This window comes from Phyllobacterium sp. 1468 (assembly GCF_031455525.1).
GTDB lineage: Bacteria > Pseudomonadota > Alphaproteobacteria > Rhizobiales > Rhizobiaceae > Phyllobacterium.
This window is the reverse complement of the sequence record NZ_JAVDSX010000008.1, coordinates 14,861-29,826: the sequence shown is the minus strand read 5'-3', so window position 1 is coordinate 29,826 and position 14,966 is coordinate 14,861. Positions and strand designations below refer to the sequence as shown.

The 14,966-nt window shown below is 57.6% G+C and carries 15 protein-coding genes; 11 read left to right on the top strand and 4 right to left on the bottom strand.

Features of this window, described 5'->3' with window-relative positions; genetic code table 11:
* The first annotated feature begins 41 nt into the window (after nt 1–41).
* The 8 genes from J2X72_RS19585 to J2X72_RS19550 all read left to right on the top strand — a co-directional run bounded on the left by J2X72_RS19585 (nt 42) and on the right by J2X72_RS19550 (nt 8,481).
* Nucleotides 42–1,271 carry a hypothetical protein gene (locus J2X72_RS19585; RefSeq protein WP_310074714.1) on the top strand — a complete coding sequence of 410 codons (1,230 nt, stop codon included), beginning with the start codon at nt 42–44 and terminating at the stop codon, nt 1,269–1,271.
* A gap of 67 nt (nt 1,272–1,338) precedes the next feature.
* Nucleotides 1,339–2,844 carry an ethanolamine ammonia-lyase reactivating factor EutA gene (locus J2X72_RS19580; protein ID WP_210283542.1) on the top strand — a complete coding sequence of 502 codons (1,506 nt, stop codon included), beginning with the start codon at nt 1,339–1,341 and terminating at the stop codon, nt 2,842–2,844.
* Between the two features lie 20 nt (nt 2,845–2,864).
* Nucleotides 2,865–3,860, top strand: coding sequence for a LysR family transcriptional regulator (locus J2X72_RS19575; RefSeq protein WP_183663034.1), 996 nt, complete (start codon nt 2,865–2,867; stop codon nt 3,858–3,860).
* 72 nt (nt 3,861–3,932) lie between these two features.
* Nucleotides 3,933–4,574 (top strand): YjbE family putative metal transport protein, encoded by a 642-nt coding sequence (locus tag J2X72_RS19570; protein ID WP_310074709.1) that lies wholly within the window; start codon nt 3,933–3,935, stop codon nt 4,572–4,574.
* A gap of 115 nt (nt 4,575–4,689) precedes the next feature.
* Entirely contained in the window at nt 4,690–5,649 is a 960-nt protein-coding gene (locus J2X72_RS19565; RefSeq protein WP_310074707.1) for a tripartite tricarboxylate transporter substrate-binding protein, read from the top strand.
* Nucleotides 5,650–5,674: 25 nt separating this feature from the next.
* Entirely contained in the window at nt 5,675–7,177 is a 1,503-nt protein-coding gene (locus J2X72_RS19560; RefSeq protein ID WP_310074704.1) for a tripartite tricarboxylate transporter permease, read from the top strand.
* On the top strand, nt 7,174–7,692 hold the full coding sequence (locus tag J2X72_RS19555; RefSeq protein WP_112531468.1) for a tripartite tricarboxylate transporter TctB family protein: 519 nt from the start codon (nt 7,174–7,176) through the stop codon (nt 7,690–7,692). The genes J2X72_RS19560 and J2X72_RS19555 overlap by 4 nt, the downstream gene beginning before the upstream one ends.
* Nucleotides 7,693–7,722: 30 nt before the next feature.
* Complete coding sequence (locus J2X72_RS19550) at nt 7,723–8,481, top strand: class II aldolase/adducin family protein (protein WP_112531469.1); 759 nt, start codon at nt 7,723–7,725, stop codon at nt 8,479–8,481.
* 15 nt (nt 8,482–8,496) lie between these two features.
* Here the strand turns inward: J2X72_RS19550 and J2X72_RS19545 are convergent, their stop codons facing one another.
* The 4 genes from J2X72_RS19545 to ltnD are packed head-to-tail and all read right to left on the bottom strand — an operon-like array spanning nt 8,497 to nt 11,825.
* A complete protein-coding gene (locus J2X72_RS19545) occupies nt 8,497–8,781 on the bottom strand; it encodes an acylphosphatase (protein WP_310074700.1) in 285 nt (94 codons plus the stop codon).
* 33 nt (nt 8,782–8,814) lie between these two features.
* On the bottom strand, nt 8,815–10,095 hold the full coding sequence (gene otnK, locus J2X72_RS19540; protein WP_310074698.1) for a 3-oxo-tetronate kinase: 1,281 nt from the start codon (nt 10,093–10,095) through the stop codon (nt 8,815–8,817).
* Nucleotides 10,096–10,098: 3 nt separating this feature from the next.
* Entirely contained in the window at nt 10,099–10,875 is a 777-nt protein-coding gene (otnI, locus tag J2X72_RS19535; RefSeq protein ID WP_310074696.1) for a 2-oxo-tetronate isomerase, read from the bottom strand.
* A gap of 14 nt (nt 10,876–10,889) precedes the next feature.
* The gene (gene ltnD / locus J2X72_RS19530; protein WP_112531473.1) at nt 10,890–11,825 is read right to left on the bottom strand and encodes an L-threonate dehydrogenase; all 936 of its coding nucleotides are present in this window, start codon (nt 11,823–11,825) and stop codon (nt 10,890–10,892) included.
* A gap of 190 nt (nt 11,826–12,015) precedes the next feature.
* Here ltnD and J2X72_RS19525 point away from each other — a divergent pair, with 190 nt between their 5' ends.
* The 3 genes from J2X72_RS19525 to J2X72_RS19515 all read left to right on the top strand — a co-directional run bounded on the left by J2X72_RS19525 (nt 12,016) and on the right by J2X72_RS19515 (nt 14,852).
* Entirely contained in the window at nt 12,016–13,017 is a 1,002-nt protein-coding gene (locus J2X72_RS19525) for a LacI family DNA-binding transcriptional regulator (protein WP_112531474.1), read from the top strand.
* Between the two features lie 15 nt (nt 13,018–13,032).
* Complete coding sequence (locus tag J2X72_RS19520; RefSeq protein ID WP_310074691.1) at nt 13,033–13,701, top strand: aldolase; 669 nt, start codon at nt 13,033–13,035, stop codon at nt 13,699–13,701.
* Nucleotides 13,702–13,781: 80 nt separating this feature from the next.
* On the top strand, nt 13,782–14,852 hold the full coding sequence (locus J2X72_RS19515) for an ROK family protein (protein ID WP_310074688.1): 1,071 nt from the start codon (nt 13,782–13,784) through the stop codon (nt 14,850–14,852).
* Nucleotides 14,853–14,966: the final 114 nt, after the last annotated feature.

Genomic DNA, 14,966 nt, shown 5'->3' with positions numbered 1-14,966 from the left:
TCCGCAATCAGGAATAGAAACGTAAATCGAGAGTGAGTTCTATGGCGACCAGTGCTGAAAAAGCGACGACATTTGCTTCCGAACCCGTTGCGGTTCAAGACCCGAACAATTCGAAATTTCTGGTAGACCCCTACAAGGATTGGTCGACGGGTGAGGGAATCCCTATCCATTTCGATTTTGGTCACGACCTGCTCGAACTTGAGACAGGACCATGGGATCGTTACGATGCCCGCGGTTGTTTTGCGCATACCGTAGGTATGGGCGACTTCATGGCCAACTATGTCATCGAGGTTTTGCCCGGGCGCAAGACCAGTCCCGTCAAGCACCTCTATGAAGCATTCTTCTTCGTACTCTCCGGATATGGCTCGACGACAGTCTGGCTGCCGTACGGCGAAGTCCGGACCTTCGAATGGGGACCGAAGGCGCTGTTCGCCATACCGCTGAACTGCGCTTACCAGATACACAACGGATCGGGGCGCGAACCGGTGCGGCTGTCATGCACGAATGATGCTCCGCTGAGCATCAATCTTTATCACAATCTGGATTTCATCTTCAAAAACGACTTCGCCTTTCCCGAACGGACCGGGCAGTCGAAGCACTTCGAAGGCGAAGGGGTGCTTTATTCCTACGGGACCGAGTCAGCCCGCAAGATCCAGAATGTCTGGGAAACCAATTTCGTTCATGACCTCACCAGCTTCAAGCTTTACGAGTTCGAAGGACGAGGCAAGGGATCGCTCAACGTTAACTTCGTGCTTGCCGATGGCACCATGCACGCGCACGTGTCGCAGATGCCCGTAGGCCGGTACAAGAAGGCACACCGCCACGCCGCGGGTACACATGTTCATGCGGTCGATGGTACGGGCTATTCGCTGCTCTGGTACGAGGGCGAGTCGGAGTTCAAGGAGTTCCCGTGGAAGCACGGCTTCATGTATACGCCGCCATTCTGGATGTATCATCAGCACTTCAACACGGGGCCTGAACCAGCGCGCTATGTCGCGTGCAGCTTGGGAAGCCGACGCTACCCCTTCATATCACTCCGGCGTAAAAGTGCGGAGGGCAAGGGCGCAACGTCGGTGAAGGACGGCGGCCGCCAGATCGAGTACGAGGATCAGGATCCGCGCGTCCATCGCAAATTCCTGGAGGCGCTCAAGGAGACGGGCGTGCCGTCTGCCATGGGCGACACCTTCGACGAAGCCGCAGTATTGGCGCTGCCCAAGGAATCGCTGACGGGTGTCATCCAGACCCCTGTTCTGGTGGGACCGGCCATCTAGTTCTTCGTTGAGGAAGTCGCGCTGACCGGCGCGACTTCCATTGCAATTCGTATAGCAGGAGCAACGCGTGCACGATTTTGATCTGGACCACGAGCACGAGGATTTGTCGGAATCCGATCAGCTGGCGATTTCGCGGTCGATTTGGGAACAGGAAAACCTCGAACTTCTCACAGTCGGTATCGATATCGGCAGTTCCACCTCGCACCTGCTGTTTGCCCGTATCGTTCTGCAGCGGGAGAAGGATGATCTGTCGAGCCGGTTTGTGGTTGTCGAACGCACTGTTCTGTGGCGATCGCCCATTCTCCTCACGCCCTTCCTGCCAGACGGCACGATCGATGCCCATGAGCTTCGCCATTTCTTCCATCATTGCTATCACGATGCCGGCTACAAGCGGGCCGATGTTGATTCAGGCGCGGTCATATTGACCGGTGAGGCGATAAAACGGACGAACGCCCGCGCGATCGATGAAATATTCGCGAATGAGTCGGGCAAATTCGTTTGCGCAACCGCTGGCCACAAACTTGAATCCATCCTGGCTGCACACGGCTCGGGCGCTACGGCTCTCTCGAGAAAACGCAATGCTTGCGGGCTTCACGTTGATATTGGAGGCGGCACGACCAAACTTGCGCTCATCGACAAGGGGGAAATCCTCAGCGTTGCCGCTTTCGCCGTCGGCGGACGTTTGCTGGCAAAAGACCAGCATGGAAAATGGTCTCGCATCGACGAGTCGGCAAGGATCGTCGCGCAATCGTTCGGTATAGAAATCTCCGGTGATGAATTGCCCGACGAAGCGTCCCGCCAAGCCATCACGAAGCGGCTCGCCGCGCTTGCGGTCGATCAGATTTTGGGACAGCCGCTTGACGATCTCGGCGAGAAATTGCTGCTGACCGACGCCTTGGAGAGAGCTGTCACGCCGACTTACATCACGTTCTCGGGCGGCGTTTCCGAATATATTTTTGGTTATGAGACCGAGGATCACGGAGACATCGCACAAACTCTGGCACAGGAGATCGTGGCGCAGCTGGGTCCGCGCATCGACGTGCCGGTTATCGACGCAGGGCAACGCATCAGGGCAACGGTCATTGGAGCGTCGCAGTTCACCGTTCAGGTTAGCGGCAAGACGCTCTACATGAGCGGCATCAAAGCATTGCCTGCCCATAATATTCCTGTCGTTCACTTGGGGACCACTTTACCCGAAGTCATCGACGCCGATGAGATCGCAGGGATTTTCAAGGCAAGTGCAGAACGTCAGGACCGGGATCTGTCACTGCCCTTGGCTCTGGCATTCTCATGGAGTGGATTGCCGGACTATCCGCGGCTTCTGGCCATGGCCACCGCCATCAAGTCGGTAGCGGCACCGGCAGGACAGCGCGAGGAACTGCTGGTGTTGGTGATCGACGGCGATATCGGGCAGACGATCGGCCGTATTCTCGAGAAAGAACTCGATCTTGGATCAAACCTGGTTTCCATCGACGGCGTGCAGCTCAAGGATCTGGATTTTGTCGATCTCGGCGAATTTATCGACCCGCCCGGTGTGATCCCGGTCGTCATCAAGTCGCTGCTCTTTTCATGATCTGCAGCGGTTGACAGGTAATGGCAAAAGCCCAGGAACCGAGCCAGTCTGCCGGTGCTGCCCGGTCAAGTTTCGATGGGCTGGACCTCAATGACATCGTTATATTCACACGTGTCGTCCAGTATGGCAGCTTTACCGAAGCGGCAAAGATCTTCGCAAAGTCGCCGTCCTATATGAGCAAACACGTCACTCAGCTCGAAAATTCTCTGGCCCTGACACTGCTGCACCGCTCGACGCACAAGGTGTTTCTGACCGACGCTGGCAGTGTGCTGTTCGAACATTGCGTCCGGATACTCGCGGAACTAGATGCGGCCAAGGCGGATGCCAGCGGGCTCAGCAGTGAGCTGATCGGAAATCTCAGAATACACACCACACCGGGGGTAGGGCAGGGGCTGGTCGTCCCGGCCATCATCGATTTCAATACGGGATACCCTGCCGTGAAAGTGGAACTTACCGTCAGCGTGAATTCGGTGAGCCTCATGGAGCGAGGGGTGGACGTCGTCGTCGGCAGTCGTCATTTTGAAGATGATGAGTCGTTTCACAGCGGCCTTTTCGAACGCAAACTCGGCCCGGCCCCCTATGCCATTTGTGCGGCGCCGGGTTATTTTGTTCGCCATGGAATGCCGAATCATCCGCTCGATCTTCAAAACCACAATTGCCTTGTCCATATGACGCAGAAACGAGATCCCAAGATCTGGCAAATCAGATCCGATGGCGAGGATGTTGCCGTTCCTGTCGACGGAACGTTTCATTCCAACCTTGAGGGCGCGATTTTGCTCGCAGCGGTTGAAGGGGCCGGCATCGTGCGCCTGCCACTTTATAGCGTTGCTGCTGAAATCCAGACGGGGCAACTGGTTTCGATTTTTGACGGAGACGTCGTTTCTGATCGGGTGATCAAGGCATTCTATCCGAAGAGCCGGTTCGTACCAAAGAAGGTACGCGCGTTTCTGGCCATCCTGGAAACCAGATTGAAGACGCGTATGCAGGACTATGAGAAATCGAGCGTCGCCAGTTAGCGCCTATATCAGGCGGACAATTCCCCAGACTGTGATGCGTTTCACCCACAACTAAAGCGAGACTACCCAACGATGCCGTTCCATTTAGATCAAGCCACCATTACCGCTTATTTCGAAGTGATTATGATCAACGTGCTTCTGTCAGGAGACAACGTGATCGTCATCGCCATGGCGGCGGCAGGTCTCGCCAACGATCTGCGTGGCAAGGCCATTGCCGCTGGCATTGCGGCGGCTGCGGTCATCCGGATCGTTTTCGCAGTGACGGCGGTCAAGCTCCTCGCAATCACTGGTATCACATTCGCCGGCGGCCTGCTTCTCCTGTGGATCTGCTGGACGATGCTGCAGGAGCTACGTGCTTCCAGGGAGGATGATGAAGGTCATCGTGCAGCAGTCGATGGCGGCGGCGCGCTCGCCATCAAACCCAAGATGTTCCGCCAGGCCATCTTTCAGATCATACTTGCCGATGTATCCATGTCCCTCGACAATGTGCTGGCTGTCGCCGGGGCGGCCAAGGAAAATATGCACGCGCTGATATTCGGATTGATCCTGTCCGTTCTGCTGATGGGACTGGCATCGTCGTTCGTTGCGAAGCTCCTCAACAGATACAAGTGGATTGGCTGGATTGGCTTGGCGATCATCGTCTACGTCGCCCTCGACATGGTCTGGCAAGGTGGCAATGAACTCGCGACACTCTACGGGATTCACATAGCCTGATCGAATCGATCGAAGCTTGCCAGCTAATTTCCATGGGGCAGATAGCTAAAATTTGTTCTTGTCACCGCTAGGTCACGATGTGACGTTCCCCGCGGAGGACATGGAGGAGAGATTAATGAACAAGTTGCTCGCAGCACTTACCACCTGCGTCGGCATGGTGACTGCCCCTGTGGCGATGGCTGCGGATTTTCCGGCCAAGAACATCCAATTCGTCATACCCGTCAGCCCGGGCGGTGGTTTCGACACCTACGTGCGGGCCGTTGCGCCAATCCTTGAGCGTCACCTGCCGCAGTCCGTCAACATTGTCCCGACAAACATTCCAGCCGCGGGGGGTGCGCGGGGCGCCGCACAGGTCTATCGCGCAAAACCCGATGGCTACACGATCGGCATCTTCAACATACCGGGCATGCTTGTTCCACAGATTCGGGGCGACAGCGATCTGCAGTATGATCTGAAAAAGATGACTTGGCTCGGCAGTTTCGGACAGGATGGTTACGGCGTCGGCGTGCCTACAGCGTCGCCCTACAAAACGGTCGCGGATTTGAAGGCACTTGATCGTCCGGTGAAATTCACCGCCTCGGGACCTTCGTCGACCGCCTATTCGGCGACAATGATTGCCACCGACATGCTTGGTATCAAGCGTGAAATCATCTCGGGTTACAAGGGCAGCAATGATTATGTGCTCGCGGTCATTCGCGGCGACGGGGATGCGGTGATCGGTCCTCTGCCGGTCATGGAGAAATTCGTCGAATCCGGCGAATTGCGGATCATCGGAACCTTCGAGGAAAAATCGTCGGTACCGGGCGCTCAAAACGCCATCGAAATGGGCCAGCCCGATCTGTCGAAACTGTCAGTCGGACGTCTGGTAGCCGGTCCTCCAGATCTGCCGCCAGAGGTGGCCAAGACCCTTTCCGAGAGCCTTATGGCGGCGATGCAGGACCCGGCGATGGCGACATGGTCGAGGGAAAGCGGCATTGCGGTCGAACCTGGCGATGCAGCATCCGCCAAGGGAATCTTGGAAGGCCAATTCAACTTCTACGAGCGCTACAGCAAGTATCTGGGTCCTGCCAACTAGGCTGTAATCTGTTCGAGGAATATCCATGCTTGATGTCGCGCTAACCGCTGCTGGCAACGTATTTACATTCCAGTCTCTGCTTTTCCTGACCATTGGAATGTTGATTGGGCTTGTCGTCGGTGTCGTTCCCGGTATGGGCGGCACCACTGCGCTTGCCGTATTCGGACCGATGACGGTCGGTCTTGATCCCTATTCAGCACTCTCGCTCGCCGGCGGGCTCATGGGCGCCGTATCCTTCGGTGGGTCGGTCACGTCGATCCTTATCAACCTGCCGGGTGGCGCTCCAAATGCAGCAACCTGTCTCGATGGCTATCCGCTCGCACAACAAGGCAAGGCAGGACTGGCGCTTGGTGCTTCCGCCAGCGCCTCGTCGGTGGGCGGGGTCATCGGCGTGTTCACGTTGTTGCTGGTTATTCCCATATCCAAGAAGATCGTGCTTGCCTTTGGTCCATCGGAATTCTTCCTGCTGGCAACCCTTGGCCTTGTGACGATCGCAGCCTGCGCACCAGGGCGCATGCTTCGCGCCATGATCGTCGGCGGCATCGGGCTGCTATTCGCGTTTATCGGCTTCGACAATGTCAATGGCGGGACGAGGTTCACATTTGGCTTAGAGCATTTGTGGGAAGGCATCCCGCTCGCACCGGCGATGATCGGCCTGTTCGCTTTTCCTGAAATGATCGAGCTTTCGGCCAAGGGCGGCTCGATCGCCAAGGACAAGGGGCAGGTCGGCCTGACGGGAACACTCGATGGCGTCTGGGCTTCGTTCAAATATTGGAAGACCCTTCTGCGCGGTTCGCTGATCGGAACGCTAGTGGGGGCCATACCCGGCGTCGGCGGCACCGTTGCTGCGTTCCTCGCTTATTTCAGTACGGTTCAGGCATCCAAAAATCCGGAAAGCTTCGGCAAGGGCAACATCGAAGGCGTGATCGCACCGGAGGCCGCCAATAACGCCAAGGATGGCGGCAACCTCATCCCGACGCTCGCATTCGGCATTCCCGGTACAGCCGAAATGGCGGTGCTGCTCGGTGTTCTCGTGCTGCACGGGATGGAACCCGGACCAACGATGATCCTGCATCATGAGGCAGAGATCTACGGTCTTATTCTCACCCTTACGCTGTCGTCGATTCTCGCATCGGTGATCGGATTGATGATGGTCCGGCCTCTCGCGATGATTACGCGGCTCGATGCGCATATCCTGGTTCCGTCGGTCATTGCGATCTCGTTCGTCGGTGCCTACGCCAACAACTCGCTGCCCGGCGACATCGTGCTTGCCTTTGTCTTCGGCGTGATCGGTTATCTGCTGATCCGTTTCGATTATCCGCGGTTGCCGCTGGTCATCGCATTGGTGCTCGGCGAGCTTGCCGAACGCAGTTTCGCGCAGGCGATGATGATCTCGGGTGGCAGCTGGTCGATCTTCGTGACACGGCCGATTTCCGCGCTGCTGTTTGCCCTGATCGTCATGGCTTTGACCTATCCAATGATACGCACGCTCTTGCAGCGGCGCCATTCAGTCGAGGAAGTATCATGAGCGCTCCACGAAAGAGCTTTTCGGCGCTTGCCGAGAATTTTGGCCCGCCGCTGGTGTTTCTTGCGGTTACGCTGATATTCATTGTCGCGGCCTATGGCTATCCTCCGGCTTCGCGTGAGGTCCCGCTTCTCATCGGTTATGTCCTGATCGTCTTGATTGCGCTGGATATACTTTCGCGGACCTCGACCTCGACCGGAGAATTGGTCCGGCGCTATCTCAACCCGGCAAGCGGGTTGCCGGGCGTTCCGAAGTCGGCAGGCGATGAAGGCGAAGAACATCCTTCAGGGCAAAAGGAACTATTGGCCGTCGGTTGGGTCGCTGCATTTACAGCTGCCGTCATGATAGTCGGCATTCTCCCTGCAGTGCCGGCCTATGTCGCATCTTACATGATCGTCGAGGGCCGCAAGAGCGTCAAGTTCAGTATCCTGATCGCAGCTTCGATCGCACTGTTCCTTTGGCTCAGCTTCGAGATGATCCTCTCCATCCCCCTTTACCGCGGCATGCTGTTCGAATGATGCGCATGAAATCTATGCCCAGGAGCTACAATGACCATTAATCAGCCACCCCTGTCTGGAAGTGTTGAGCAGAAATTGCGCGAAGAGGTCGCCGCTTGTACGCTTATCCTCAACAGTCTCGACATTCTTGGCTATAGCGGCCATGTGAGTGCGCGGCTGCCGGACGGAAAGCATCTGTTGATCCAGTCGTTCGATCAAAGCCGTGCTTCCTTGCGGCGTGACGACCTGTTGATCTGTGATCTCGATGGTGTCGTGGTGGCCGGTCCGGAAGGTATTCGCGCCCCGGCTGAAGTGTACCTCCACACCGAAATACTCCGGGCAAGGCCGGATGTTCAGGCTGTCGCGCATTTCCACGATGATCTCGCAACGACGTTCACGATTGTTAAGAACCGGCCGCTTTTGCCTGTCAAAAACCATGCAATCCGCTGGGCGAGCGGTATTCCCGTTCACCCGGATCCAAGTCACGTGAGCGATGCCACTCTTGGCAGAGCGCTCGCGAAGACGCTGGGGCAAAAGCAGGCGCTGCAGATCAGGGCTCATGGTCAGGTGATTGTCGCCGAATCGGTCAAGCATCTCTTGATCGATTCGATCCACTTCGTTGAGAACGCCAAGGCATTGTACGACGCCCACATGCTGGGAGAGGTTGAGCCGCTTACGGCGGGCGAACTGGAAGACTTTGGACGTACGTTCAATCGCGACAGACATGTCCACAAGCTTTGGAAATATTACGCGGGAAGAGCGATCGACTCGGGTATTGTTCCCGCGGATTGGTCTTACGCGGCACCCTGAGCGTAGTGATCAGTCCTAACTGACGATGTTGAAACCGTCAGTCGGCTGGTCGCCATCGACGGCTTCGCTGGTGACGCTCGAAACCGAAGCTGCTTGCGGTCCTTCTTTGAAGCGTTGCAGCATCGTGGATACAGCTTGTTCCGGCCCGGCGATGCGGGCGGTGACCGAGCCGTCACTGCCATTGCGCACCCAGCCGCTCAGGCCGAGCTTTTTTGCCTCCGACTGCGTCCAGTAGCGAAAACCTACGCCCTGCACCCTTCCGCGGATGTGAACCATCAATGCTTTGGGTTCGGTCGTCATCGCCGCCTCCATCAACTGCCCGCGCTATTGTCTTTAACGCATCATGGTCAGAGCGGTTGCAAAGAAGTCCTTGCCTCCAAAGTTTCCCGATTTGAGAGCCATGAGCATATCTCCCTGCGCATTCCCCACTGTACGCAGGACTGGCACGCCCGGTGCAATTTCGGGCCCGATCAGGAAAGCCGGAATGGCAAGCCGATCCACCACTGCGCCTGAGGTTTCGCCGCCTGCGACCACCAGACGCCGTACGCCCCTTGCCACGAGTTCGGCTGCGATAGTCGACGTTGCGGTCTCGATCGCATGGCCCGATGCCTCACGTCCGTATCGCGACTGGAGCCAGGAAACCCTTTCGGGTGACGCACTTGCCGCGATAGCGACGGGACCAGCTGAAATGCGCTCGCCAGCCCAGCTAAGAGCCGCGGCTATTTCGTCTGAACCTGCAATCAGCTTTTCGCTGTCGAGCTTCAGAACGGGCATGGACCGCTCGGCAACTTCCAGCTGCTCGAGCGTCGCCCGGGAGCAGCTGCCGGCAACAATGGCGGCCAGTCCGCCGACGGGACGCATGGCACCATCTGTCGTTCCCGTCTGCAATGGCACCTGACCGGATTTTACAAGAGCGCGGGCAAGTCCAAGCCCCAGACCGGATGCTCCGGTTGAGATCCCCATTTCGACCGCGACATCACCGAGTGTTTCGAGATCGCGTTCAACGATTGCGTCGGCGATTGCTGTGGTGAAGCCCTGCATGCGTAAGCTGTCGAGACGCGCCTTCACAGCCGCCGGCCCGCCTGCGACCGTCGTCAGATCGACGAGGCCCACGGTACCCTGCGACTGCCTTGCCATGACGCGTACCAGATTGGCATCGTGCATCGGATTGAGAGGATGATCTTTCAGGGGGCTTTCGTTCAGCGGTTGTCCGTTAACGAAGAGATGGCCGAAATAGACCGTGCGCCCCGTCTCCGGAAAGGCCGGCGTCACGAAGACTGTCCCGCTTTCTGCTATGTTACGGAGTGCTTCAGTGACCGGACCGATATTGCCCGCATCCGTCGAATCGAATGTCGAGCAGATTTTGTACATTACGTGTTTGGCACCATGCCCCTCCAGCCATCGATACGCCTGCGATGCGGCGGACACAGCATCCGCTGCAGTCACGGAGCGGATCTTCAGCGCGACCACGACTGCATCGACGTCGGGCAGGTCCAACGCGGCGTCGGGTATGCCTACGGTCTGGATCGTACGCAGGCTACTTTTCGTCAGCGTATTGGCGAGATCGGACGCCCCTGTGTAATCATCCGCGATTGATCCAAGCAAGATAGCCATCGTCTAGCTCCGTCTGAAGGGTTCGAACCAGTTCAAGCCATCCAGTGTTTTGGCTCTCGGGATGTATTCGCAGCCGATGAAACCGCCATAGTCAAGCCGGTCGATCTCACCGAACAGATAGGGATAGTTCAACTCCTCCCCATCTGGCTCGTGGCGCGAGGGAACGCTGGCAATCTGGATGTGTCCCACGATCGGCATGAGGCGTCGCAAGGCCATGGCCACATCGCCGTGCATGATCTGACGATGATAGATATCGAACTGCAGTTTCAGGTTCGGCAGATCGAGTTCGGTGATGAGCTCTTCGGCTGTGCTGAAATCATTGAGGTAATATCCTGGCATGTTCCGCCCGTTGATCGGCTCGAGCAACAGGTCGATACCGGCTTCGGCAAGCTGGCCGGCTGTGTAGGTGACCGAGCGCCGGTAACAGGATGGGGCCGTCTCGTCATGGGGATCCGCAATGCCGGCCATCAGGTGCAGCCGCTTTACGCCGGTCGCCAATGCATAGTCGAGCGCCCGCTCCACATCCGACTTCAAGGCATCGAACCGCCCGGGCAGCGCGGCTATACCGCGCTCACCCGCGGCCCAGTCGCCCGGGGGAAGGTTGAACAGGGCTTGCTGAAGATTGTTGCGGACGAGCCTTTCGGAGATCGCTTCGGGCGGAAACTCGTAGGGAAACAGATATTCAACCGCAGTGAAACCGGCATCGGCAGCAGCGGTGAAGCGATCAAGGAACGGCCACTCGTTAAACATCATTGACAGGTTGGCGGCAAATACCGGCATCAGCGCTTTCCTTCTCAACCCTTGGGTTTCGCATCCGGCAGCCTTGCACCGGACAGGCTGGCATATATCCGTGCAAGAGACGCGTCATCATCGTGACCCATGCCGGCACCGGAGGCTGCCAGATACATTTGCAAAGCCGCAGCGACGAGCGGCACCGGATAACGCTCTGCCCGTGCCATATCCTGGACGATGCCAAGATCCTTGACGAAAATCTCGACCGTGCTGAGGGGTGTATAGTCTCCCGCCAGCACGTGCGGTACCCGGTTTTCGAACATCCAGGAGTTGCCGGCGGAAGCGGTAATTACCTCATATACCTTGTCGAGATCGAGCCCCTGTTTGGCAGCGAAGGTTATTGCCTCGCAGGCGGCGGCGATGTGGACGCCGGCTAGCAGCTGGTTGACCATCTTGAAGGCCGCACCGGCTCCGGCTGCATCGCCGAGTTCGTAGACCTTGCCTGCCATGGCATCAAGAGCCGTACGGGCAAGCTCGAAGGCCTGTCTGGAGCCTGACGCCATGATCGTCAGTTCGCCGCTCGCCGCCTTTGCCGCGCCTCCGGATATCGGGGCGTCCAGATAATGAAGGCCGAGAGCCTCGACTCGTTGCGCAAGATCCCGTGCGACAGCAGGATCCATCGTTGCGGACGAGATGAACACAGCGCCGGGTTTCATTGTAGCGGCGATGCCGTCTGGCCCGAACAGTATGGCCTCGGTTTGCGCACCGTTTACGACCACGGACACAACGATATCGGCACCTTTGGCGGCGCCGGCGGCTGTGGTCGCGCCACGCCCGCCATCCGCTATGAACCGATCGACGGCCGCGGGTGCAATGTCACAGCCGATCACGTCAATACCGGCACGGTGCATGGATTTGGCCATCCCCATCCCCATTGAACCAAGTCCGATTACCGCCGCCACAACGGCATTTTGGCGGACCGCATTGGGCTCTGACATAAACATATCCTCCGGTCTGGGGTTATCCGAGTGGCGCACCACGGGATCCAACGATCGCCCCTGAAGTGATAAACCACGGATGGCAGCGCTGCCAACCATAAAATGGTAGCGCTGCCAAAAAAACTTTACTAGGGAAGTAGTTGAGGCAAATGCTGTCTGTCGACCGCGCGTTGGAAAGAATAGAAGAGGGATGGGTACCTCCAGAAATCAGACGGCAGTAACGCTTGCGCAGGTCGCGGAGGCGGCCGGCGTTGGAGAAAGCACGGTTTCGCGCGTCTTAAGAAACCATGGCTCTTATTCCGGCAAGACAAGGGATCGTGTCATGACAGCCGTTGAGCGGCTCGGTTATGTGCCGAACCGCATCGCCGGTACGCTGGCCTCGACCGGGTCTCGCCTCGTCGCCTTTGTCATACCGTCACTGTCCAATATCGTTTTTGCCGATGTTTTGAGAGGCGCGGGCGCAACGCTTGAGGAACATCAATATCAGGCGGTTTTTGCTGTCACTGATTATGATCCCGCAAGGGAGGAGGCGCTGGTTGCTTCTATGCTCGCCTGGCGGCCTGCGGCCGTGATGCTGGCAGGCTACGAACATACCGAGCGCACGATCAAAATGCTGCGCGCCGCCAATTGCCGGGTGGTGGAAATGCTCGATGTGGATGGTACCGCGCTGGACCTTGCCGTTGGCTTTTCGAACCGCGCCGCCGGCCGTGCGAGCGCCGAGTTCCTGTTGAAGCGCGGTTATCGCCGGATAGGCTATGTCGGCCATGATCTCGACCGCGATACCCGTGCCGGCAAACGCTATTCGAGCTTCTGCGAGACATTGAGTGCGAATGGCGTGCCGCTTGCAGATCGGGAAATTTATCGGGAGGCTTCGTCAGTCGAAAGAGGGCGTTTGGGTCTCGATCTTCTGCTGGCCAGAACCCCTGACCTCGACGCCGTCTACTTTTCCAATGATGATATGGCGCTCGGTGGCTATTTCCACTGTTTGGCGCTAGGAATTGTCATCCCGTCCCAACTGGCGATTTTTGGCTATAATGGCCTTGATCTCGGCCGGGTTATGCCGCAAGCCCTGTCGACGATACGCACGCCGCGCGTCGCCACCGGGCAGTTGGCGGCAAAGCTCATCGTGGACAACGCACCATCACAGGTTATCGATCTCGGTTTTGAGTTGATCGAAGGTGCAACTGCCTGACACCGGAGGATTCGAATGTCTGATGCACGCCTGCGTGAGGAAATCTGCCGATACGGGCGTTCGCTATTCGAGCGGGGGCTGACACCCGGTTCGTCGGGCAATATATCGTTGCGGCTTGATGATGGCGGCTGGCTGGTGACACCGACGAATGCCTCGCTCGGCTTTCTGGACCCAGCCCGGCTTTCTCGTCTCGATGCTGCAGGAGCCTTGGTTTCAGGCGATAAGCCGACCAAGGAAATTCCGCTGCACAGCGCCCTTTACGAAACTCGCGGAAGTGCGTGCGCGGTCGTCCATCTTCACTCGACGCACGCCGTTGCCCTGACAATGCTGCCGGAGATCGATCCACGCGCCGCACTGCCGCCAATGACACCCTATTATCTCATGCGCGCCGGCCAGACCGCCCTCGTGCCCTATTACCGGCCCGGCGATCCTGCAGTTGCCGACGCGATCCGTGGGCTTGCGGGCAAATATTCCTCCGTGCTTCTGGCCAATCATGGCCCCGTTGTGGCTGGCGATAGTCTGGAAGCCGCCGTTTTTGCCACCGAAGAGCTGGAAGAGACAGCGAAGCTTTATCTCCTCTTGCGCAACCTCAATCCACGTTACCTCAGTCCTGCCCAGGTCGCCGATCTGGTCACGACTTTCGGCCTTGATCTCCCCGTTCATGACGAGCACGATCACAAGTGAGTGCGACATCCGGCTGGAACTTCGGCTAAGCCGCCGCGTTCCTGTCACGATCATCGTAGAAATTTGTGCAAGGGGCAGGCATGACGAAACACCAGGACAACTTGAAACAGGATAATCCTGTGCCAGTTGCGCACGGCGCCCCTTCATTGCCGTCGGTAACGGTCGACGGCTACAATTTGAAGCTGCGCGACAAGGACGGTTTCATTGGCGACAAGGCCAGTAAATCGGCGTTCCAGCAGAAACTAGACGATTGGCGCAAACGTATCCGAAACGGCGGCGATGATCCGCTTGGGAATACGCCGACAAAGGATCTGTCGAAGAAAGAGATCGATGCGTTGGTGCAGGGTAAGGACAAGGAAGCGGCCGCTCTCATTCTCGGCGCTGTCGATGATTTCGCCGGTGAGCTCGCCCAGGTGCTTGCCCGGTTCCTGAAGGAAAAAAGCTGGAAGGGCACTGAACGCGTCGTCGTCGGCGGGGGCATGAGAGAAAGCGCTTTCGGGGAACTGGCCATTGCCCGGGCGATGGTGCTCTTGAAATCGGATGGCTTGAAAATCGAGCTTTTGCCGATCGCGCATCATCCGGATGAAGCCGGACTTATCGGTGCAGTACAACTCATGCCCGCCTGGATGCTTGAGGGTCACGATTCGCTGATCGCCGTTGACATCGGCGGCACTAACATTCGCGCTGGTGTTATCGAAACACGTAGCAAAGACAAAGCCGATCTATCGAAAGCCAGAGTTTGGAAATCGGAACTTTGGCGCCACGCCGATGATGAGCCCAACCGCACCACAACCGTAGAGCACATCGTAAGCGTGTTGGAACGCCTCGTCGCCAAAGCCCAAAAGGCGGGTCTTATGCCGGCGCCGGTCATTGGAATTGCTTGTCCAGGTACGATCATGCCGGACGGTTCCATCGCGAATGGCGGGCAAAATCTTCCCGGCGGGAATTGGGAGAGCAAGAATTTCAATCTTCCGGCGGCTCTCGTTGAAGCCATTCCGAAAATCGGCGACCATCCCACCTTTGTCATCATGCACAATGATGCGGTGGTGCAGGGGCTCTCACAGGTTCCGTTCATGCGAGACGTTGAGCGTTGGGGCGTCGTGACGATAGGCACAGGCCTCGGAAATGCCCGTTTTACCAACAAGGAGTGACCAGATGAGCACAGTGGGATGCGAATTGTGGAACAGCAAATCCGACCAGCACAATGCCTTCAAAATGTCCCAATGGCGCTGAACTGTGCGGCTGTCTGCTACTACGCCCTCACA

Excerpts from the sequence above, each read along its gene's own strand:
- J2X72_RS19520 (WP_310074691.1), top strand. The coding sequence starts at position 13,033 with ATGTCTGATGCACGCCTGCGTGAGGAAATCTGCCGATACGGGCGTTCG.
- J2X72_RS19545 (WP_310074700.1), bottom strand. The coding sequence starts at position 8,781 with ATGACGACCGAACCCAAAGCATTGATGGTTCACATCCGCGGAAGGGTG.
- J2X72_RS19560 (WP_310074704.1), top strand. The coding sequence starts at position 5,675 with ATGCTTGATGTCGCGCTAACCGCTGCTGGCAACGTATTTACATTCCAG.
- J2X72_RS19525 (WP_112531474.1), top strand. The coding sequence starts at position 12,016 with ATGGGTACCTCCAGAAATCAGACGGCAGTAACGCTTGCGCAGGTCGCG.
- J2X72_RS19515 (WP_310074688.1), top strand. The coding sequence starts at position 13,782 with ATGACGAAACACCAGGACAACTTGAAACAGGATAATCCTGTGCCAGTT.
- J2X72_RS19585 (WP_310074714.1), top strand. The coding sequence starts at position 42 with ATGGCGACCAGTGCTGAAAAAGCGACGACATTTGCTTCCGAACCCGTT.
- J2X72_RS19570 (WP_310074709.1), top strand. The coding sequence starts at position 3,933 with ATGCCGTTCCATTTAGATCAAGCCACCATTACCGCTTATTTCGAAGTG.
- J2X72_RS19555 (WP_112531468.1), top strand. The coding sequence starts at position 7,174 with ATGAGCGCTCCACGAAAGAGCTTTTCGGCGCTTGCCGAGAATTTTGGC.
- J2X72_RS19565 (WP_310074707.1), top strand. The coding sequence starts at position 4,690 with ATGAACAAGTTGCTCGCAGCACTTACCACCTGCGTCGGCATGGTGACT.
- otnK (WP_310074698.1), bottom strand. The coding sequence starts at position 10,095 with ATGGCTATCTTGCTTGGATCAATCGCGGATGATTACACAGGGGCGTCC.
- J2X72_RS19575 (WP_183663034.1), top strand. The coding sequence starts at position 2,865 with ATGGCAAAAGCCCAGGAACCGAGCCAGTCTGCCGGTGCTGCCCGGTCA.
- J2X72_RS19550 (WP_112531469.1), top strand. The coding sequence starts at position 7,723 with ATGACCATTAATCAGCCACCCCTGTCTGGAAGTGTTGAGCAGAAATTG.
- ltnD (WP_112531473.1), bottom strand. The coding sequence starts at position 11,825 with ATGTCAGAGCCCAATGCGGTCCGCCAAAATGCCGTTGTGGCGGCGGTA.
- otnI (WP_310074696.1), bottom strand. The coding sequence starts at position 10,875 with ATGCCGGTATTTGCCGCCAACCTGTCAATGATGTTTAACGAGTGGCCG.